This is a genomic window from Faecalibacterium sp. 9 (assembly GCF_048320955.1).
Taxonomy (GTDB): domain Bacteria; phylum Bacillota; class Clostridia; order Oscillospirales; family Ruminococcaceae; genus Faecalibacterium; species Faecalibacterium wellingii.
This window is the reverse complement of record NZ_JBLWGB010000003.1, coordinates 153,654-173,944: the sequence shown is the minus strand read 5'-3', so window position 1 is coordinate 173,944 and position 20,291 is coordinate 153,654. Positions and strand designations below refer to the sequence as shown.

15 protein-coding genes and 1 other annotated feature are annotated in these 20,291 nt (G+C 59.3%); of the genes, 11 read left to right on the top strand and 4 right to left on the bottom strand.

The window, feature by feature from the left end; translation table 11 throughout:
* Window positions 1-153: 153 nt before the first annotated feature.
* The gene (locus ACKXF9_RS13035) at window positions 154-813 is read right to left on the bottom strand and encodes a GntR family transcriptional regulator (protein WP_249237185.1); all 660 of its coding nucleotides are present in this window, start codon (window positions 811-813) and stop codon (window positions 154-156) included.
* Between the two features lie 351 nt (window positions 814-1,164).
* Between ACKXF9_RS13035 and ACKXF9_RS13030 the strand changes: the two genes are divergently transcribed.
* Together ACKXF9_RS13030 and asnB are read left to right on the top strand one after the other, a co-directional pair.
* Window positions 1,165-1,650: a Fur family transcriptional regulator gene (locus ACKXF9_RS13030; protein ID WP_249237186.1), complete on the top strand. Its 486-nt coding sequence runs from the start codon at window positions 1,165-1,167 to the stop codon at window positions 1,648-1,650.
* 14 nt (window positions 1,651-1,664) lie between these two features.
* Window positions 1,665-1,927: a binding site (T-box leader), on the top strand.
* Window positions 1,928-1,993: 66 nt separating this feature from the next.
* A complete protein-coding gene (asnB, locus tag ACKXF9_RS13025; RefSeq protein ID WP_418266483.1) occupies window positions 1,994-3,568 on the top strand; it encodes an asparagine synthase B in 1,575 nt (524 codons plus the stop codon).
* A 492-nt stretch (window positions 3,569-4,060) separates the two neighbouring features.
* Here the strand turns inward: asnB and ACKXF9_RS13020 are convergent, their stop codons facing one another.
* From ACKXF9_RS13020 to ACKXF9_RS13010, 3 genes are all read right to left on the bottom strand, one after another.
* Window positions 4,061-4,612: a TetR family transcriptional regulator gene (locus ACKXF9_RS13020; RefSeq protein ID WP_097776457.1), complete on the bottom strand. Its 552-nt coding sequence runs from the start codon at window positions 4,610-4,612 to the stop codon at window positions 4,061-4,063.
* Window positions 4,613-4,708: 96 nt separating this feature from the next.
* Window positions 4,709-5,227, bottom strand: a complete 519-nt coding sequence (locus ACKXF9_RS13015; RefSeq protein WP_005944532.1) for a transcription repressor NadR — start codon at window positions 5,225-5,227, stop codon at window positions 4,709-4,711.
* Window positions 5,228-5,306: 79 nt separating this feature from the next.
* Window positions 5,307-6,665: an alpha-amylase family glycosyl hydrolase gene (locus tag ACKXF9_RS13010; RefSeq protein ID WP_418266482.1), complete on the bottom strand. Its 1,359-nt coding sequence runs from the start codon at window positions 6,663-6,665 to the stop codon at window positions 5,307-5,309.
* 236 nt (window positions 6,666-6,901) lie between these two features.
* Between ACKXF9_RS13010 and glgB the strand changes: the two genes are divergently transcribed.
* The 9 genes from glgB (at window position 6,902) to ACKXF9_RS12965 (ending at window position 20,138) form a co-directional block, all read left to right on the top strand.
* On the top strand, window positions 6,902-8,851 hold the full coding sequence (gene glgB / locus ACKXF9_RS13005) for a 1,4-alpha-glucan branching protein GlgB (protein WP_418266481.1): 1,950 nt from the start codon (window positions 6,902-6,904) through the stop codon (window positions 8,849-8,851).
* Between the two features lie 136 nt (window positions 8,852-8,987).
* Entirely contained in the window at window positions 8,988-10,907 is a 1,920-nt protein-coding gene (locus ACKXF9_RS13000; RefSeq protein WP_418266480.1) for a hypothetical protein, read from the top strand.
* Between the two features lie 36 nt (window positions 10,908-10,943).
* The gene (gene tig, locus ACKXF9_RS12995) at window positions 10,944-11,918 is read left to right on the top strand and encodes a trigger factor (RefSeq protein ID WP_418266479.1); all 975 of its coding nucleotides are present in this window, start codon (window positions 10,944-10,946) and stop codon (window positions 11,916-11,918) included.
* A gap of 3 nt (window positions 11,919-11,921) precedes the next feature.
* Window positions 11,922-13,238: a 4Fe-4S dicluster domain-containing protein gene (locus tag ACKXF9_RS12990; protein WP_418266478.1), complete on the top strand. Its 1,317-nt coding sequence runs from the start codon at window positions 11,922-11,924 to the stop codon at window positions 13,236-13,238.
* Window positions 13,239-13,385: 147 nt separating this feature from the next.
* Window positions 13,386-15,419 carry an ABC transporter substrate-binding protein gene (locus ACKXF9_RS12985; protein WP_418266477.1) on the top strand — a complete coding sequence of 678 codons (2,034 nt, stop codon included), beginning with the start codon at window positions 13,386-13,388 and terminating at the stop codon, window positions 15,417-15,419.
* Between the two features lie 750 nt (window positions 15,420-16,169).
* Complete coding sequence (locus ACKXF9_RS12980) at window positions 16,170-17,111, top strand: ABC transporter permease (RefSeq protein WP_418266476.1); 942 nt, start codon at window positions 16,170-16,172, stop codon at window positions 17,109-17,111.
* Window positions 17,111-18,142 (top strand): ABC transporter permease, encoded by a 1,032-nt coding sequence (locus ACKXF9_RS12975; RefSeq protein ID WP_249237196.1) that lies wholly within the window; start codon window positions 17,111-17,113, stop codon window positions 18,140-18,142. Before ACKXF9_RS12980 ends, ACKXF9_RS12975 begins: the two co-directional genes overlap by 1 nt.
* A 12-nt stretch (window positions 18,143-18,154) precedes the next feature.
* A complete protein-coding gene (locus tag ACKXF9_RS12970) occupies window positions 18,155-19,207 on the top strand; it encodes an ABC transporter ATP-binding protein (protein WP_418266475.1) in 1,053 nt (350 codons plus the stop codon).
* Window position 19,208: 1 nt separating this feature from the next.
* Complete coding sequence (locus ACKXF9_RS12965; RefSeq protein WP_418266474.1) at window positions 19,209-20,138, top strand: ATP-binding cassette domain-containing protein; 930 nt, start codon at window positions 19,209-19,211, stop codon at window positions 20,136-20,138.
* Window positions 20,139-20,291 lie beyond the last annotated feature (153 nt).

Below are 20,291 nucleotides of genomic sequence, written 5' to 3'. Positions count from 1 at the left end.
TTCCGTCATCGCTGCGCGATGCCACCTCCCTCAAAGAGGGAGGCTTTAAGGCCCCATCTCTGAGGGGGCTGTCGCCGCAGGCGACTGGGGGAGTCTCATAACAAAAAGACCGTCACACGTTTTTTCGTGCAACGGTCTTTTTTTATGCAGTTTTTACCACAGCCGGATGACCTTGATGACGCCCTCCGCCTTATCGCGGGCCAGCTCCAGGTGATGCTGCAGAGAATCCGCAGCCAGATCCCAGTTGTCCGCCAGCGCAGCATCCAGAATTTCCAGATGCTCGTCACAGGTCTGCTCCTGATTGATCATGCTCACCTTGCCGGTCATGATACGGAACCGGGTGTTCAGGCCGGTGATGCGGTCGTAAGCCGAGCGCAGGTACTTATTGGGCAGGGTGCTCATGAGCAGTTCATGGAACGCATCGTCCGACTCGCAGAAGTCGGTGATGCGGTCCGGGTGATGCATCAGCTCAGCAAACGCCTCCAGCTGCTCCCGCGGGATGCTGCTGCCATAAGTACGCAGGGCATACGGCTCCACCAGCAAACGCATTTCAAACATGCTGTGCACGTCCTCTTCGGTGATGCCGGATACCATCAGGCCCTTTTTGGGCAGGATGGTGATGAGCCCCTCCTGCTCCAAGCGGCCCAGAGCATCCCGCATGGGGGTGCGGCTGATGTTGCCCATTTCCGCACAAAGCTTCTGCTCGTTCAGGAATTCATTGGGCCGGTACTCGCAGTTCAGGATCCTGGTCTTGAGGTACTGGTACGCCTGCAGCTTCAGGCTCAGTTTGGTCTGCGACTCCGTTTCTTTCATATTTTGCACAACTCCTATTCCCTTTTTCCTTTGCAATGAAAAAGGTTTCTTCTCCTATAATACTTTGGAGCGCATGCTTTTTTCTTCTTTAAAAGCACTCTTGTATTCTTGCTGCAATCCAAGTAGTATTCCAGTCCTATTATTTCATAACAGGGCAATTATTACAATACTTTTTTTCGAACTTTGGTGCGTTTTCCGTTTTTGCTAATTTTTATGTCTTATTTTTTGCTAAAATCAACAACGGTTTTTGTGCTTGTAGCCAATGCTGCTTCTTTTGGCCCGGTTCTTTTGCATCCAACACAAAAATATGCTACAATGAATAAAATATCGAAAAGGGTGTGGATCTCTCTTATGGCACGAAGCGACGGCTACAATACCAAGACCCGTCAACTGATTTTAGATTATCTCATCAACAACCGGCAGCACGCGGTGAGTGCTTCCAACATTCTGGAGCATCTGGAAGCGCAGGGCGCAAGCCCCAACCCCACCACGGTGTATCGCTATCTGGACAAGCTGGCCGGGGAGCAGCGCATCATGAAGTATGTAGCCGACAAGGGCGAAAAAGCCGTGTTCCAATACGTGGACGAGGGCCGCCACTGCCGGGAGCATCTGCACCTCAAATGCGTGCAGTGCGGACGCATCTATCATCTGGACTGCCACTTCATGGACGAGGTGCGCGCCCATCTGATGGCAGAGCACGGCTTTACCCTGCAGTGCGAGGGCAGCGTTTTGTATGGTTTGTGCCGTCACTGTGCCCAAAAAGCAGAACAGTCCGACTCTGCTGATCAAACCGCACAAAAATGCGCCTGCTGTGTTGACACGGACAAAAAGCCGTGATACAATGCAGGCAAGAAAAAGCGTTGACCGGGAAAAGTAAGGTTTCAATGTCCTCTTTCAGAGAGTGCGGGCAGCTGGGAGCCGCGCAGAGGACGAAGCCCGAACGAACACCCGTGAGCTTCCCCCTGAACCTGTTTGTGCAGCAGTAGGGGCAGACGTGCGCCGCTCGTTATCGCGGCAGTGCTTTCAACGGGGAGAGCGCACAAAAGTGACTGGCATGGTTTTATGCCGGTAATTTAGGTGGCACCACGGATACGGCAGCATATTCGTCCTAGCAATTGGGATGAATGAGCTGCCGTATTTTTTTATTGAAAAAAGAGGGGTAAGAAATATGTGTTGTGTTATGGGCTATACCGGGCACGATCTGAGTGCCGCCAAATTCAAGGAATACCTGCTGCGCACGGTCATGCGCGGCCCGGACGACCAGCGTGTGGTGGAAGGACCTTTCGGTCTGATGGGCTTTGGCCGCCTTGCCATCATGGGCCTGACGCCGGAAGGCATGCAGCCGTTCTACCGCGGTGCCGACTGCGTGGTGTGCAACGGCGAGCTGTACGGCTTCCGCTTTGAAAAAGAAGTCCTGAAGCGCCGGGGCTACAAGTTCCAGTCGGACTGCGACTGCGAGATCCTGCTGCCGCTGTACTATGAGTATGGTCTGGATATGTTCCGCCACATGGATTCCGAGTTCGCGCTCATCATGTACGATTCCCGCAAGGACCGGCTCATCGCCGCCCGCGACCCCATCGGCATCCGTCCGCTGTTCTACGGCTACTCCAAGTCCAGCCATCAGATCGCCTTCGCCTCCGAAATGCAGAACCTCATTGGCTGGTGCGACGACATCCGTCCCTTCCCCATCGGCAGCTACTACTGCGATGGCCGCTTCGTCCGCTATGAGGACATCGCCGATGTCCCCGCCCCCATGCAGGACGATATGGACACCGTGCTGCGGAACATCCGCGAAAAGCTGATCGCAGGCGTGGAGAAGCGTCTGGACGCAGATGCCCCGGTGGGCTTCCTGCTTTCCGGCGGTCTGGATTCCTCGCTGGTGTGCTCCATTGCCGCCAAGAAGCTGAACAAGCCCATCCGCACCTTTGCCATCGGCATGGACACCGACGCCATTGACCTGAAGTATGCGCGCCAGACCGCTGAATATCTGGGCAGCGAGCACCACGAGATCATCATCAACCGGGACATGGTCATCAACAGTCTGGAAGAGGTCATCCGCCTGCTGGGCACCTGGGACATCACCACCATCCGCGCCAGCATGGGCATGTACCTGCTGTGCAAGGCCATCCACGAGCAGACCGACGTCCGGGTGCTGCTGACCGGTGAGATCTCCGATGAGCTGTTCGGCTACAAGTACACCGACTACGCCCCCACCGCCGACGCCTTCCAGCAGGAAAGCCAGAAGCGCATCCGGGAGCTGTACATGTACGACGTGCTGCGGGCCGACCGCTGCATCTCCTCCAACAGCATCGAGGCCCGCGTGCCCTTTGGGGATCTGGATTTTGTGCGCTACGTCATGGCCATCGACCCGGAAAAGAAACTGAACAGCTACGGCAAGGGCAAGTACCTGCTGCGCAAGGCCTTTGAGGGCGACTGGCTGCCGCCGGAGATCCTGTGGCGCGAGAAGGCCGCCTTCTCGGATGCCGTGGGTCACAGCATGGTGGATGATATCAAGGAGTATGCCGAGAGCCTTTACACCGACGAGGAGTTCCAGCTGCGCCGGGCGAACTATTCGGCCCACTGCATGCCGTTCACCAAGGAAAGCCTGTTCTACCGCGAAATTTTTGAGAAGTACTACCACGACCAGAGCCGCACCATCGTAGGCTTCTGGATGCCCAACAAGGCATGGCCCAACTGCAACGTCAACGACCCCTCTGCCCGCGTGCTGGCAAACTACGGTGCTTCCGGTGTGTAACGCCAGACCATTTTGAATGCGCTCCGCTTTGCTTTGCGCATGAATAGCGGAAAGAATATTCTATAATTTGTAGATCGGGAAAATCTGCGGATTTTCCCGATCTACTTTTTCACGAGAGGGAACCCTCTCCGTCACCGCTGCGCGATGCCACACTCCCCCTTTTGTCCCCTGCGGTGACATCTTCCCCCGGCGCGGGGGAAGTCTTTCCTCAAAGGGAGAGGCCTTGGCAAAGAGATGAAGTTTGCGTGGACTGCCAAAAGCTCTCCCTCTGGGAGAGCTGTCAAGGCCGATCGGCATTGACTGAGAGGGCGAGCCCGCTATCCGCCGCGCCGCCGCTTCCATAGGAAGCAGGCGCGGCATCCGCCTCTTGCCGTCAAAGCTCCATCTGTGAAAATGCAATGCCGGGCGGTCCGCAGACCGCCCGGCATTGCTCTATTAAAATTATTTTCCGCTATTCATGCCCAAAGCGCACGCGGCGGGCATTCTGATTTGTTACATCCTGATTTTTTGCGCCGCCCGGGCAATGGACGCAAGCAGAGCCACCAGCCGCTTTTCGTCCATCTGGCCGCAGTAGCTGGTGAAGGTGTAGTAGCAGCCCTGCACGCAGAAGGAAAGCACGATCTTACGTACCACATCGGCATCAAATGAGGGGTCGCTCTCCGAGATGCATTTGCTCATTGCAGCTTCCACGCGGTTGATGAACAGCCCCTGACGGGAGCCGGAAAACAGAATGCCGATCTCGGTCTGATTCCGGGTAAACGCCCGGAACATTTCCCGGGTCAGCCACTCGGTGCGCTCGCTTACATCACGGGCGGTCAGCTGCGGCAGGCTTTCCACCACCACCTCCACCATTTCGTCCTCCATGGCGTTGGCCAGCGCATAGATATCCTGATAATGCGCATAAAAGGTGGACTTATTGATGCAGGCCAGATCGCACAGTTCCTTGACCTTGATCTTTTCCAGCGGTTTCTGCGCCCGCAGCTCCATGAATGCCTGCTTGATGGCACGCTCCGTTTTTTCAATGCGAATATCCAGAAAACCCACCTCTTTTGCTTTTTCGTTGATTATCCAACCATTTTCCTGTTTTGCGGATAGACAAGGCCCTCAGCCTTTTTTATACTGGGTCTATCCCCATCCGCATCACTCCTTGCGGTACAGGATGCCTTTTTCTTCCAGCTCTTTTTTGATGCGCTCAAAGCTCCCGGCATCCGGGCAGTGCAGGGTGTGCAGATGCACGCCGCCGGTCATGCGGCTCAAAAGCGCTTCCGGCGTGTCCTTGGCCTGCTGGATGAAGTTGTCCACATCGTAGCGGCTGGCAAGGTTCAGGTTGCCGCGCAGCTCGCCATACAGGCTGTTCTCCACGGCCACATCCACCACGATGCCGCCCTGATCCACCACAGTGTACAGCTCGGTGCGCATCTCGTCCTCGGTGCTGTGCACGCAGGCCAGAATGGCGGTATAGCCTTTTTCCGCCGGGTGCAGCTGATAGCCCCGGGGCGTTGCATCGATCTGCGCACCGCCTGCCCGCAGCAGAGCCACATCCCCCACCACGATCTGGCGCGAGACCCCCAGCAAAGCCGCCAGTGCGCTGGCACTGACCGGTGCTTCGGCCCCGCTGAGCCGTTTCAGAATGGATTCTCTGCGCTGCGCTGCATTCATGGTTTTCAAAGCTTCCTTTCCGCTTTACGGTATTATGCTCTTATTGTAGCAAAAGACGGCGGATCATGCAAGAATGCGTTTACTTTTCCAGCTGCAGGATGGTAGCATAATTGGAGGGCAGCTGCACTTTCATGCGGCCCCACTCCATGCTGGTCAAAACGGGCTGTGCGCCCACCGTGTCGGCCAACAGGTCCTTTGCAGAGGATGCCTCCACCGGCAGCTGGAATTCCAGCTGTGCGGGACTGTCGCCGTTGTTCAGCACCACAACGCAGGCCTTTCCATCCAGCACCCGGGCAAAGGCATAGCACTGGGTGGTGAGCTGCAGCTCTTTCACCTCGCCGTCGGTCAGCTCCGGCAGCTCCGCCTTCAGTCTGCCCAATGCGGCATACACGCTGGTGACAGGGTTGGTGGTCTCAGCGTCCTTGAAGTCGGAAAGTTCCAGGCAGGGGCGCAGCGGCCAGTCGCTTCCCCACTCTTTTTTGCCTTCAATGCCAAATTCTGAGCCATAATAGATGGACGGAATGCCCCAAAGCGTATATACTAGAATTGCAATGTGGCGGATGTGCTCCCGGTTGCGCAGCTTGTTGGGCAGCCGCTCCACATCGTGGTTGTCCGAGAACAGATACAGCCGGGTATCGTGGCACAGGCCCTGCAGACGGCGCATGGTGTGGGCGATCTCGAAATAGTTGTGGTCGTTGTGGCCGCTCCACAGGCCCTTGTGCAGCTCGTAGTTGGTCACCGAGTGCAGCATCTCCGGGTTTGCCCAACGGCTGTAATCCCCGTGGATCACCTCGCCCATGAGCCAGAACTCGGGCTTTACCTCATTGGCAAGGCGGCGCAGCCCCCGCATGAAGTCAAAGTCCAGCACATCGGCGGCGTCCAGACGGATGCCGTCAATGTCAAATTCATCCACCCAGAAGCGGATGGTCTCGTAGTGGTAGTTCTGCACTTCCGGGTTGCGCTGGTTCAGCTTGACCAGCAGATTGTAGCCACCCCAGTTGCCGTAAGAAAAGCCGTCGTTGTACTCGTTGTTGCCCCAGAAATTCACATCGCAGAACCAGTCCTTATAGCGGGCGTTCTCGCGGTTTGCCTTCAGGTCCTGGAACGCAAAGAAATCCCTGCCCACATGGTTGAACACGCCGTCCACGATCACCTTCTGGCCCCGGGCATGGCAGTCTGCCACAAAGTCCCGGAACTCCTCATTGGTGCCGATGCGACGGTCTACCAGCCGGTAATCGATGGTGTCGTAGCCATGGGAGCCGCTTTCGAACAGCGGGCCGATATAAATGGCCGTGCAGCCAAGGTCCGCTGCGTGCTTCGCCCATGCGTTCAGCTTCTCGAATGCGCCGGGCACCGCCTGCCCGTCGTTCTCATGTGCGCAGCCGCACAGCCCCAGAGGATAGATGTGATAGAATACCGCGTTGTCATACCAAGCCATTGTTCATACCGCTCCCATACAAAAAAATCAGCCGCCGCCCACTGCAGCGGCAGGAATAGTATAGCACAGAATCTGTAAAATATGTTAATATTTGCCGATTTTTGTCAAGAATCGACAAGAATATCGGCCACTGTGCCCCATTTCGCCTTGTTTTTATTGGATATATTGCCCAAACATCTGTATCACATGCAGTGCCGCCGGGCACTGCCCATCATAGAATGTAAGGAGATCTTTGCATGAATTACCCCGCCATTCCCCGTGAATTCTTCAATGGAGACTGCTTTGATGCCTACCGCATCCTTGGTGCCCATCCCTGCTCCGACAACGGCACCGAAGGGTGGCGTTTTGCGGTGTGGGCCCCCGGTGCCACGGCAGTGGAGGTCTGCGGCGGCTTCGACGGCTGGGAGGCAGGCGTGCCCATGGAAAAAGCCGATACCGGCGTGTGGAGCGCATTCATCCCCGGCCTTGCAGAGGGCGACCTTTATAAATACCGGGTGCATGGTGCCGACGGCAGTGTGGTGATGCACAGCGACCCCTACGCATTTTCCACCGAGCTGCGGCCGGGTACGGCCAGCCGTCTGACAAAGCTGGACTTCCGCTTTGACGACAGTGCATGGATGGAGCGCCGCGACAAATGCCGCAACCGCCCGCTGAACATCTACGAGATGCATGTTGGCAGCTGGCGGCACAAGCCCGGCAGCAAGCAGGAGGACGGCTCAGACGGCTGGTACAACTATGAGGAGCTGGCCAAGGAGCTGATCCCCTGGCTGCTGGACCATCACTTTACCCATGTGGAGCTGCTGCCGCTGGCAGAGCATCCCTTTGACGGCAGCTGGGGCTACCAGACCACCGGCTATTTCTCGGTCACCAGCCGCTACGGCACCCCCGCCCAGTTTGCCGGCTTCGTCAACGCCTGCCACCGCATGGGCATCGGCGTCATCATGGACTTTGTGCCGGTGCACTTTGCCGCCAACGCCGACGCTCTGGCAAAGTTTGACGGCACCCACCTCTACGAGTACGACAGCGATGTGGGCCACAGCGAGTGGGGCACCTGCAACTTCAATTACTACCGCCGGGAGGTGTGCAGCTTTTTGAACAGTGCCGCCGCCCTGTGGATGGACGTGTACCACTGCGACGGCATCCGCATGGACGCCATTTCCCGCGCGCTGTACTGGCAGGGAGACCCGAACCGCGGCGTGAACGAGGGGGCTGTGAACTTTCTGCGCAGCCTGAACCACGGCCTGAACGAGCGCTGGCCCACCGGCATCTACATGGCAGAGGACTCCACCAACTTCCTCAAGGTGACAGCTCCCACCCGCTACGACGGCGTGGGCTTCGACTACAAGTGGGACATGGGCTGGATGCACGACACACTGGACTATTTTGCCACCCCCTTCGGTGAGCGTCCGAATGCCTACGGTAAGATCGTTTTCAGCATGCACTACTTCTACAACGAGCTGTATCTGCTGGCGCTGAGCCACGACGAGGTGGTGCACGGCAAAAAGACCATCATCGATAAGCTGTGGGGCACCTACGCGGAAAAATGCGCCCAGCTGCGCACCCTGTATTTTTATATGTATATGCACCCGGGCAAGAAGCTGAACTTCATGGGCAACGAGATGGGACACTTCCGGGAGTGGGACGAAAAGCGGGAGCTGGACTGGGATCTGCTGAAATATCCCTTCCACGATGCCTTCCAGAAATACTTTGCCCACCTGAGCCGGGTCTACTCCACCGAACCCGCCCTCTACGATGGCGAGTACAACCCCGACTGCTTTGAGTGGGTGGCCTGCGAGAGCCGCAGCGAGGGCGTGTACGCATGGCTGCGCAAGGGACAGGGCCAGAGCCTGCTGTGCATCATGAACACGCAGGATCACGCCCACAAAAAGTTCCCCCTCTACCTCCGGTTCCCCTGCGGTGCCGAGGAGGTGCTGAACACCGAGTCCCCCGAGTGGGGCGGTGCGCTCAAGGGACGCCGCAAGACCAGCCTGCACACCACCGACGGCGGTGTCTATGGCCGGGATTACACCCTCACCATCGATCTGCCCGCCATGGGGAGTTGCCTGCTGCGGCTGACCCCGGAAGCTCCGAACCCGGACGCCGCCCGCATCAGCGCTAACAAAGCCATGGCGCAAAAGCGCCGCATCGCCCGCAGCACAAAGACCGCTTCAAATTCCAGCAAGTAATATTCACCTCAAAATGTCCTGTATGCTTTGAAAGCTGCGGGACATTTTGCTGTTTTCCGCGCCCTGCGGCTGGACAGTGCAGATTTTGCTTGCTATACTGTAGCTGTGATATTCTGCAACTGAGAGGTTTTTGGGGATGAATGGAATCGTTTCCCGTCTGTCTGCCCTTGGCAAAGTCTGGCTGGGCCTTGCTGCCGGGGCGCTGGCGCTTATCGTATTCGGCCTTGCCGCACCGGGCAGCGGCCTGTTTTTCCCGCTGCTGAGCCTGTGGTGCAATGCAGCGCTGTTTGCACTGGCGCTGCTGGTGCTGCGCCGGGCCGGTGTGGAGCTGGACCTGTTCCACAAGGCGGTGCTGGTGGGCGTCTGGGCTGTGGCGGCGCTCTACTTTTTCTGGGCGCTGGGCAGCCGCACCTTCCTCTACTACTGGGACTATGTGAACTACATTTTAAAGCAGTATAACGCCGAAGCCGCCTTTGCCCAGAGCACAGGCGCAGGCTTCCGGTTCCTCCTCGATTCCATCACTGAGGACTACACCAACTTCATCCCCCTGTTCACCGAGTTCCCGTTCTGTCTGAGCGGCAAGACCGGTGACGACTACGCATTCTGTCAGCTGTTCAGCGTCCTGCCCAGCCTGCTGGTGCTGCTGGCGGGACTGGTGTGCAAAGCCGGGCAGCTGCTGCGGGTGAAAAACACCCGCTGGTATTTCCTCATCGGCTTTTCCTGGTGCGTCACCTTCCCGTTCCTGCGCATGTCTGCCATGCTGGGCCAGCCGGACTGGTTCGGGCTCATCTTCGCCTTCATGCTCCTGCTGCTCACGCTGGACTACCGCTTTGACCGCATCGATCTGCCCCGCTATCTGCTGATCTTTGCCGCCACGGCGGGGGCCATCCTCACACGGCGGTGGTACTTATACTTTGTGGTGGGCTACTGCTTCGCCTACGTCCTGCTGCTGGTGGTATCCAGTGTGCAGCTGGCAAAAAGCGGCCAGCAGTCCCGGGCTGTGCACCGCCTCGTCCGGCTGGCCGTGTTCGGCCTGTGCGCCGCCGGGGCCATGGTGCTGCTTCTGCTGCCCATGGTGCGCAAAATCCTCGGCTTTGATTACGCCGGGCGCTACTCCTACTACAACTTCGGCGGCATCACGCTGGAGCTGGCCGCGCAGACCCTGCGCATCGGCCTGCTGAACTTCATCCTCATCGGGCTGGGGCTGTGGTTTGCCGCAAAACGCCGTCTGCCTGCCCTGCCCTGCCTTGCGGGGGCAGAGCTGCTCACGAGCCTTCTGCTGTTCACCCGGGTGCAGAACACCGGCTCCCACCAGATGCTGCTGTTCGTGCCGGGGTGGCTGCTGCTGTTCCTCACCGGTTCTGCCGCACTGGCCGAGGGCATCCGGAAGCACCGGAAGCTCAAGCTTTTCTACTGGGCCTTCACACTGATGTTTGCCATGTCGGTGCGCTGCTCCCCGCTGACCACCGTGGCCCTGCCGGGTTTTGTGGTGGACCACTTTCCCCTCAAGGCGGTGTCGGAGTTCGTCCGGCTGGACAAGCTCACCTACGACCGCACCGACGCCGCCCAGATCCAGCGCGTGGACGACTGGATCGATGCCCACTGCGATGCGGAAAAGGGCGAGTTCGCCTACATGATCCCCCACGATATGCTGTACAACTCGGACATGTTCCAGTATGCCGCCCTGCCGGACATCCAGCTGCAGGGCAAGCTGGCCGCCGGCATCTCCATCCCGGGCACCCACGAGTTCCCGGTGCGGTTCTTTGAGGCGAAGTATGTGCTCACTGCAGAGCCCTTCCCCCAGACCTTTGTCAGCGGCGGCGAGCTCTCCGGCCGGTGGAACGCCCTCTTCTGCGCCGCGCGGGATGAGCACTTTACCCAGGCCGCCAGCTTTGACATGGGCAACGGCACCGTGTTCACCGTGTGGGAGCGCACTGAGCCTGCCGACCGGGCTGAGGTGGAATATTATCTGGATGCCTTCGCACAGGAGGATGTCCTCTACCCCGAGATGTTCTCGCAGGTGGCAGAAAGCTGGCTTGCCGGGCATGGACTTTAAATTGCAAACGCTTTGGATATAAAAGGAGTATTTCCCATGGAACAGAATGCAAACGCCCTGCCCAAGGTCACGCTGGGCCAGTACAAAGGGCTGGACTTTACCCGCCGGGTGCGCCCGGTGTCTGAAAAAGCCGTGGAGCTGGAGGCCTCAAACCTCACCCGCACCCATGCCCCCTTTGTGCCGGTGGAGCTGCCCGCCGCACGCGGGATGCGTGTAACGCTGGATTTCGAGGGGTTTCTGGACGGAGTCCCCATCCCGGACAGCCGGATGGAAAACGTCACGGTGGTGCTGGGCACCGGCCAGCTGATGCCCGCCGCCGAAAACGCGGTCTACGGCCACAAGGCAGGTGAGGATTTCCGGTTCGATTTTACCTACCCCGCCGAGTTCCGGGTGCCGGAGCTTTCCGGCAAAACGGCACAGTTTGTCATTGCCCTGCACACCGTGGAGCAAAAGCAGACCGTGCCGCTGGATGACGCCTTTGCCGGAACGCTGGGCTTTGACTCGGTGGACGCGCTGAAAGAGAGCATCCGCGAAAAGAAGCGCCGCTCCCACGAGGCCAACGCCGACCGCATTGCCGGTGCCGCCCTGCTGGACATGGCCGGGGCGAACCTGACGGCGGAGCTGAACGACGCTATTCTGGATCAGAACGCAGAGCGGGACATGAACGCCCTGCGCGACCGGCTGCGCCGCAGCAAGATGACCATGGAGCTGTACTGCAAGGCAGGCCAGACCACACCGGACGGGGTGCGTGCCGCCTTCCGCCGGGATGCGGAGCGCAAGATGCGCAGCATCCTTGCGGTGCGGGCCATTGCCGAAGCAGAGCAGATCACCGTGTCCAACGCCGAGGTGGACGCCGAATACGCCCGCCTTGCCAAGCTGCACGACACCCCGGAGCCTGAGATCCGCAAAGTGCTCAGCCGGGACGCTGTGGCCTCTGCCGTGACCACCCAGAAGGTACAGCGCTTTCTGATCGAACATGCAAACATCACTTCTGTTGTGGAAGGGGAGTAAATTATGGGCTTTTTTACACGCACCGCGATGGATATGCTGATGAAAACTACCCATCCCGAGATCAACCGCCGCCAGTGCTGGAACCTGCATCCTCATCGCAAGCCCTGCACCGAGTGCAAGGATATCTGCCCCTATGGCGAACAGATCTTTACCCGTCCGAACCTCGTCAAGGACTGGGACCCCTGCACCGAGTGCGGCCTGTGCGTTTCTGCCTGCCGCAGCGGCTGCATCATCCCTTCGCCGGAGCAGGTGCAGCGGGACACCTCTGCCGCCGATACCGACAATGACACCATCTGGATCGGCTGCGAAAAGTCCACCCGCAAAAATTCCATGGTGCGCGCCTGCATCTCTGCCCTCACATGGGAGACGCTGGCCTACCTTGCCCTGAACAAAAAGATCGTGCTGGACCTGACCCCCTGCGGTGAGTGTGAGAACGACCTGTGCGCCGCCCAGCTGCGCAAGGAGCTGACAAGGCTTGTGGATTTCTTTGGTCAGCCCATGTTCGAGGCACGGTTCACGCTGGCCTACGAGCAGGACGAAGCGCCATATCACGTAAAGGAGCTGAGCCGCCGCGAAATGTTCGAGCAGGTGAGTCACGGCTCCAAGAGCGGCACCAAAAAGCTGCTGCAGCTGCTGCCCGGCCTGCGCAGCGAGGACGACGGCGGTGTGGATTTCCGCCTTTTGCTGCACCAGCGCACAAAGCAGCTGAAAGCGGCTATGGACACGCCGCTGAAGTACGGCTACTATCTGCCCAACTTCACCGACAAATGCTTTGGCTGCGGCAAGTGTGAAAAGGCCTGCCGCGCCGGTGCGCTGAAGCTGGAGGACCTGCCCGACGGCCAGACCCGCATCGTCATCACGCCGTGGAAGTGCAGCGAGTGCGAGGTGTGCGTGGCATCCTGCTCGAACCACGGCATCGACGGCATGAAGCTGCGCCAGCTGACCACCCTTGGCCCGGTGAGCATCTACAAATGCCGCAAGACCCTGTGCAGGGAGTGCGGCAAGCCCATTGCGCCGGACAGTGCGGAGGGCGTGTGCACCGTATGCCGCATTAAGGCACGCACCAAAAAGCGGCAGGAGGAAGCCGCCGCCCGGGCAAAGCAGCTGCGGGAGGAGCGGGAGGCCAAAAAGGCTGCCGAGGAGGCCGCCAAGGCAGCGGAGGAGGCCGGTGCCGCTGTTTCCGCCGAGGCCGCAGCGGTCCCTGCAGAAGCCGCTGTGCCTGCTGCAGCCGGTTCGGTCATCAGTGCCGTGACGCCTGCCAAGCCCGCACCAATGCTGCCGGACGAGACACCCGAAGCCGCAGCGCCGAAAAACGATTGACGGCGCGTCGATTCAATGCTATACTGACCATAAAGCCGCCCTTTGTGCGGCAATGGACTGTTACAAAGGGGGTAACGGATGTGTGTTCCGTTACTCCCTTTTTCAGAGCACACAAATGCTAGAGCTAGAAGAAAGAGGGATCACACTATGCGTCATTCCATTTCCCGCCGTCAGTTCCTGAAGGGCAGCGGTGCAGCCGCCCTTTCTGCTGCAGCTGCCGGTCTGCTGAGCAGCTGCGGCGGCTCCTCCGCTTCCAATGGCGGCGGCACCGGCGCTTCCGGCAGCAGCTCCACCTATACCGTGCTGTACTCCCGCCAGCCCGCCACCCTGAACTATCTGGTCTGCTCTGCCGACCCGGACCTCTACCACGGCACCCAGTGCATCGACACACTGGTGGAATACGACAACCGCGGCAAGATCCGGGAGGGCCTTGCCACTGCGTGGGAATGGGACGCCGACAGCCTGACCTGGACTTTCCACCTACGGGACGAGAACTGGGTGGACTGCAATGGCGAGGTGCTGGGTCCTGTGACCGCGCAGGACTTTGTGGATGCGCTGGCCTATGTGCTGAACCCGGACTACGCTTCCTCCACTGCAAGCCTTGTCACCCCCTATGTGGCCGGTGCGGACAACTACTATAACTACTGCGTTTACCGCAACAACGCCAACAACGGCACCGTGGCCGAGGACGGCACCACCTACGCCATCGACGCAAACGGCACTGTGACGGCCACCGCTGCGGACGGCACTGCCACTGAGTATCCGGCTGTGGATTTCAGCGCCGTGGGGGTCAAGGCTGTGGATGAGCACACCCTGAACTACACCCTGAACTTTGATTTTCCGGGCTTTCTCAGCCTGCTCAGCTACGCCCCCTACGAGCCCGCCTACGGCCCGCTGCTGGAGGAGTTTGCCGACCAGTTCTGCACCAGTGCCGAGACCGCCTGCAGCTGCGGCGCGTTCTATCTGGCCGAGTACACCCCGCTGGAAAGCTGGGTGATGAAGAAAAACCCCGAGAACTACGATGCCGACAGCGTTTATATCGATACGGTGCGCTACATCTACAATCAGGAAGAGCTCATCAGCGGCCCGGAGATGGTCAAGCGCGGCGAGATCGATCAGGCCACCATCAGCTCGGACATTCTGGACAGCTGGCTGGCCGATGACACCACCAGAGATATGGTGTCCATGGAGCGCCCGGAGACCGGCAAGAGCTATTTCTACATCTTCAACTTCCTGCCCTACCGCCACGAATTTTCCAACTGGACCGTGACCGGCGTGGACGCTGAATATGAGCCGGACAACTGGGCCAAGGCCATCAACTCCACCAACTTCCGCAAGGCGTTCCTGTATGCCATCAATCCCTCCGTCACGCTGGCCGTCACTGCGCCCGAGGGCTACGAAAACTATAAGCTGCACACCATCACCCCGCCTTCCTTCTGCGCCAACAGCAAGGGCGTGGATTATACGGAGTGCGGCGGGCTGGCAGGCCTGTCCGATTTCTTTGACGAAGCCACCGCCAAGCAGTACCGCGATGCCGCAGTGGAAGAACTGACGGCTGCCGGTGTCACCTTCCCCATCAAGGTGCAGTACCCCTACAACCCCGCCGTGGTGGACTGGGACAAGCAGTGTCAGGTGTTCAAGCAGCAGGTGGAGGGCGTGCTGAACGACGGCTTCGACTTTGTGAACATCATCATCACCCAGGGCCCCTCCGACAACTTCCTGAACGCGGTGCGCCGGGTGGGTGCCTACCAGCTGATGTCCTACTACTGGGGTGCCGATTACTCCGACCCCGAAACCGAGGTGTACCCCTTCTATCAGGAAGCCGGCGACCGCGGCACCTGCTACAGCTTCCTGCGCACCGGCGTGGAGGACGGCATCGTGACCGGCGAGACCGCCGAACTTGTGATGCAGTACATGTCTCTGGTGGAGAAGGCAAAGACCATCACCGAGGATCTGGATGCCCGGTATGATGCCTTTGCGGATGCCGAAGCCTTCCTCATCCAGAACGCGCTGGTCATCCCGCTGGGGATGCCGGTGCCGCCGTACATCGCCACCCGTCTGAACCTGTGGGAAGGCCAGTACGCTCCCACGGGCCTGTCCACCAACCGCCTGAAGGGCGTGCACATCCTCGACCATTACGTTTCGATGGAGGAGTACAACCAGAACCGCGACGCGCGGTAAAACGGTTTAAAATGCGCTCCGCGTTCGCTTTACGCATAAATAGCGGAAGAATTATTTTAATTAGAGCAATGCCGGGCAGCCTGCGGGCTGTCCGGCATTGCATTTTCACGGGTAGAGTCGTGGAGGAAAGCGGCATTTGCAGCGCTGGTTTCCTGCGGAAACATCCGCGCTGCGGGGAGCGGCCTCACCCTCTCCGTCTGCTCACTGCGTTCGCATCCACCTCTCCCAAAGAGCGAGGCCTTGGCAAAGAGATGAACTTTGCGTGGACTGCCAAGGGCTCCCGCTTTGAGGAAAGACGTCCCCCGGCCGGGGGAAGATGTCACCGCAGGTGACAAAAAGGGGAATCTGGCATCGCGCAGCGATGACTGAGAGGGCTAGGCCGCTGGCGGAGAGGGCAAGGTCGGTAAAGTGTGCATCTACTGTATCCGGTCTACGACCCCACTGGTGAAAGCAGCGTTTGGAGTAGGTCGCGGTTGCGCAGCAATAAAAGCCCCAGTGGGGCTTTTAAGCGGAGGAGCGGTCTGCGTTAGCAGATGGAGGGGCCTCGCCCCGACAAGTTCTCGCAGGCCGCGACAAACGCGAATTAAAAATATTTTTTCCGCTGAATATGGCCAGAGCGCAAGCGGAGGCCATTTTGAATCGTTCCTCACCCCATTTTCCCGCAAAAAACCACAAATCCCTTTCCAAACGTAAAAAATTGCGGTATTCTATAGGTATCTGTATTTCAATCGAAAAGTGAGGTGCACAGCAATGGTGCCATATCTCGCAAAACGCATCGGGCGCTCGATCCTGACCCTGTTCATCATCGTGACGCTGGTGTTCTGCCTGCTGCGGCTCATGCCGGTAGAGGGCTATTTTGCCAACTACGAAAAAATGACCGAGGCACAGATCCAGGCCGGACTGCAGTCCATGGGTCTGCTGGACCCGCTGCCGGTGCAGATCGGCCATTTCTGGCGGGACGCGCTGCACGGTGATCTGGGCGTGAGCCACATTTACAAGCTCAACGCCCCCGTGACCAAGATCCTTGCCCAGAAGCTGCCCATTTCCATCGAAATGGGCGTGCTGGCCATGCTGCTCAGCCTGATCTTCGGCATCCCGCTGGGCCTGCTCATGGGCCGGTGCAAGGGCCGCTGGCCGGATAAGCTGGGCACAGCCGTCATCGTGCTCATTCAGGCCGTGCCTGCCGCCGTGTACTTTTTGTACATTCAGATGTACGGCACCACCGCCATGGGCGTGGGCCTGCTGTTCGATGCCGCCAACTGGCGCTATTGGGTGCTGCCGGTGTGCAGCATGAGCCTTGCAAACCTTGCGTTCTACGCCATGTGGCTGCGCCGCTATATGGTGGACGAGAGCAACAAGGACTACGTAAAGCTGGCCCGGGCCAAGGGCGTGAGCGAGAGCGGCATTGCCCTGCATCACATCTTCCGCAACGCCATGGTGCCGCTGGTGCAGTACATTCCCTCCGCATTTCTGAACACTGTCGTCGGCTCCATTTACATCGAGAGCCTGTACAGCATCCCGGGCATGGGCGGTCTGCTGGTCACCTGCGTGCAGCGCCACGACAACACCATGGTGCAGGGCATCGTACTGCTGTATGCCTGCGTGGGCATCATCGGCCTGATTTTAGGTGATGTGCTCATGGTTCTCCTTGACCCCCGCATCCACTTTGGCAGGAAGGAAGGTGGCCGCTGATGCTGTCTTTTCTCAAACGTGAACGCTCCCGGCTGCTGGAAGACAAGCTCAACGCCGCGCAGGCACAGCACACTGCCGGATGGGAGGCTCTGCCCGAAGACGAGCTGTTCACCCCCGCCGGGTTCAGCGAGGCGCAGGCCGAAGCCACTGCCAGCTCCAACTACAGCTACTGGGGCAGCACCTTCCGCGCCTTTTTCAAGAACAGGTTCGCGGTGGTTCTGCTGGTGGCACTGGCCGCTGTGGTGGCCTTTGCCTTCATCCAGCCCCACCTGCCCGGTCAGGCAGACCCGAACCTCTGCGCCGTGGACCCCGCCACCGGCATCCAGTACCGCAACATCGCCCCCGGACAGGACGGCTTTATCTGGGGTTCCAACTCCATCGGGCAGGACCTGTGGGCACGCATCTGGGCCGGTGCACGCACCAGCCTGACCATCGCCTTTTTCGTGGCCCTCATTGAAGCGGTGGTGGGCATCACCGCCGGTGTGCTGTGGGGCTATGTGCGCGGGCTGGACCCCGTGTTCACCGAGCTGTACAACATCTTTGATAACATCCCCACCGCCATTGTGCTGATCCTGATTTCTTACGTGGCAACGCCCAGCATCTGGACCATGGTCCTTGGCATGGCCATCAAGGGCTGGATCGAAATGGCACGCTTCATCCGCAACCAGATCCTCATCATCCGCGACCGGGATTATAATGTAGCATCCCGCTGCCTCGGCACGCCCACTGTGCGCATCGTACTGCGCAACCTGCTGCCCTATCTCGTCTCGGTCATCATGCTGCGCATGGCCCTCACCATCCCGGAAGCCATCGGCAACGAGGTGTTCATCACCTACATCGGCCTCGGGCTTTCGGTGGAGACGCCTTCGCTGGGCAATCTGGTCAACGATGGCCGCAAGGTGATGATGCAGGCCGGGCTGCGCTACCAGCTGCTGTACCCCACCCTCATCCTGAGCTTTGTCACCATTGCGTTCTACCTGATCGGCAACGCCTTCTCGGACGCCGCCGACCCGAAGAATCATCTGCAGTAAGGAGGGGATATCATGGAACATCACCCGCTCATTCTCTCCGCAAAAGATGTCAACATCCAGTTCGATCTGCGTGGAAAAGTGCTGCACGCCATCCGGGGCATCGATCTTGATCTGTACCAAGGCGAAGTGCTCGCCATCGTGGGCGAGAGCGGCTCCGGCAAGAGCGTGTTCACCAAGAGCTTCATGGGCCTTCTGGACGCCAACGGCTCCATCACCGGGGGCACCATCGATTACTATGGCATGGCGGACGGCAAGCCGCTGCGCCTTTCTGACCTCAGAACCGAAAAGGACTGGCTGCGGGTACGCGGCCGGGAGATCGCCATGGTCATGCAGGACCCCATGACCAGCCTGAACCCGCTGAAGACCATCGGGGCACAGATCATGGAAGCCGTCACCCTGCATCAGGGCCTGAAGGGCGCTGCCGCAAGGGAAAAGACGCTGGGATACCTGCGGGATGTGGGCATCTCGGAGCCGGAAAAGCGGTTCCGGCAGTACCCGCACGAGTTCTCTGGCGGGATGCGCCAACGGGTTGTGATCGCCATTGCAGCGGCCTGCAGCCCCAAAATTCTCATCTGCGATGAGCCCACCACTGCACTGGACGTGACCATTCAGGCCCAGATTTTGCAGCTGCTCAAAAAAATGCAGGTCAAGTACGATCTGACCATCCTGCTCATCACCCACGATCTGGGCGTGGTGGCCAACATTGCCGACCGGGTCGCCGTGATGTACGCAGGCGACATTGTGGAGATCGGCACCGCCGACGAGATCTACTACGACCCCCGCCACCCCTATACATGGGCACTGCTGTCCAGTATGCCCCAGATGGGCGTGAAGGGCGAGGACCTGTTCAACATCGTAGGCACACCGCCGAACCTGTTTGCAGAGATCCGCGGCGACGCCTTTGCGCCCCGCAACCCGCAGGCGCTCAAGATCGATTTTGTCAGGCGCCCGCCCTACTTTACCGTATCCCCCACCCACAAGGCCAAGACATGGCTGCTGGACCCCCGGGCACCCAGAGTCGAGCCGCCGGCTGCGGTGAAAATGCTGCGAGAGGAGGGGCTGTAAGATGGAAAATGAACGCGAAGTTCTTGTGGAAGTGAACCACCTGAACGTGACCTACGGCTCCGGCCGCAGCACCTATCATGCCGTGCAGGACGCCAGCTTTAAAATTTATAAGGGCGAGACCTTCGGCCTTGTGGGCGAAAGCGGCAGCGGCAAGACCACCATCGGCCGGGCCATCCTGCGCATCCTGCCCACCTCCGGCGGTGACATCCTTTATAAAGGCCAGAAGATCAACGGCAAAATTTCCCGCCAGCTGGACAAACAGATCATCAAGGAGATCCAGATGATCTTTCAGGACCCGCAGTCCTCGCTGAATGAACGCGCCAAGGTGAGCTATATCGTGGGCGAGGGCCTGCAGAACGTCCGGCCCGACCTCACCGCCGCCCAGCGGGAGGAGCGGGTGAGGCAGGCTTTGCGGGACGTGGGCCTGCTGCCGGAATTTGCTTCCCGCTTCCCTCACGAATTTTCCGGCGGACAGCGCCAGCGCATCGGTATCGCCCGGGCGCTGATCGTGGAGCCGGAGTTCATCGTTGCCGATGAGCCCATCAGCGCACTGGATATGTCCATCCGCGCGCAGGTGCTGAACCTTTTGCGCCATTTACAAAAAGAACGCGGCATCACCTATCTGTTCATCGCCCACGACCTGTCCGTGATGCGCTATATCTCCGACCGCATCGCCGTGATCCACAAGGGCCGCATCGTGGAGCTGGCCGGGGCCGAAGAGCTGACGGCCCACGCCATCCACCCCTACACCCGCAGCCTGCTGTCCGCTATTCCCATGCCGGACCCCCGCCGGGAGCGGCAGAAAAAGCTGCTGGTCTACGACCCCGCCATGCACGACTACTCCAGAGAGACCCCTCAGTGGCGCGAGCTGCGGCCTGAACATTTTGTGCTGTGCAGCGCCGCCGAAGCGGAGCAGTGGCTGCCGCGCTGACCCCCCCCGACATTTCGGGAGAAATCGTTGTTTTACGGCACTTTTACGCAACGTTCATAGTTTATTTCTTGACATTCTCAGGCGGCTCCACTACAATAGAGACTGCATCGTTGATTCTAATTTTTGAGTTATTTGCGTGATCTGACCGGCGGC

Excerpts from the sequence above, each read along its gene's own strand:
- ACKXF9_RS13035 (WP_249237185.1), bottom strand. The coding sequence starts at position 813 with ATGAAAGAAACGGAGTCGCAGACCAAACTGAGCCTGAAGCTGCAGGCG.
- ACKXF9_RS13030 (WP_249237186.1), top strand. The coding sequence starts at position 1,165 with ATGGCACGAAGCGACGGCTACAATACCAAGACCCGTCAACTGATTTTA.
- asnB (WP_418266483.1), top strand. The coding sequence starts at position 1,994 with ATGGGCTATACCGGGCACGATCTGAGTGCCGCCAAATTCAAGGAATAC.
- ACKXF9_RS13015 (WP_005944532.1), bottom strand. The coding sequence starts at position 5,227 with ATGAATGCAGCGCAGCGCAGAGAATCCATTCTGAAACGGCTCAGCGGG.
- ACKXF9_RS13010 (WP_418266482.1), bottom strand. The coding sequence starts at position 6,665 with ATGGCTTGGTATGACAACGCGGTATTCTATCACATCTATCCTCTGGGG.
- glgB (WP_418266481.1), top strand. The coding sequence starts at position 6,902 with ATGAATTACCCCGCCATTCCCCGTGAATTCTTCAATGGAGACTGCTTT.
- ACKXF9_RS13000 (WP_418266480.1), top strand. The coding sequence starts at position 8,988 with ATGAATGGAATCGTTTCCCGTCTGTCTGCCCTTGGCAAAGTCTGGCTG.
- tig (WP_418266479.1), top strand. The coding sequence starts at position 10,944 with ATGGAACAGAATGCAAACGCCCTGCCCAAGGTCACGCTGGGCCAGTAC.
- ACKXF9_RS12990 (WP_418266478.1), top strand. The coding sequence starts at position 11,922 with ATGGGCTTTTTTACACGCACCGCGATGGATATGCTGATGAAAACTACC.
- ACKXF9_RS12985 (WP_418266477.1), top strand. The coding sequence starts at position 13,386 with ATGCGTCATTCCATTTCCCGCCGTCAGTTCCTGAAGGGCAGCGGTGCA.
- ACKXF9_RS12980 (WP_418266476.1), top strand. The coding sequence starts at position 16,170 with ATGGTGCCATATCTCGCAAAACGCATCGGGCGCTCGATCCTGACCCTG.
- ACKXF9_RS12975 (WP_249237196.1), top strand. The coding sequence starts at position 17,111 with ATGCTGTCTTTTCTCAAACGTGAACGCTCCCGGCTGCTGGAAGACAAG.
- ACKXF9_RS12970 (WP_418266475.1), top strand. The coding sequence starts at position 18,155 with ATGGAACATCACCCGCTCATTCTCTCCGCAAAAGATGTCAACATCCAG.
- ACKXF9_RS12965 (WP_418266474.1), top strand. The coding sequence starts at position 19,209 with ATGGAAAATGAACGCGAAGTTCTTGTGGAAGTGAACCACCTGAACGTG.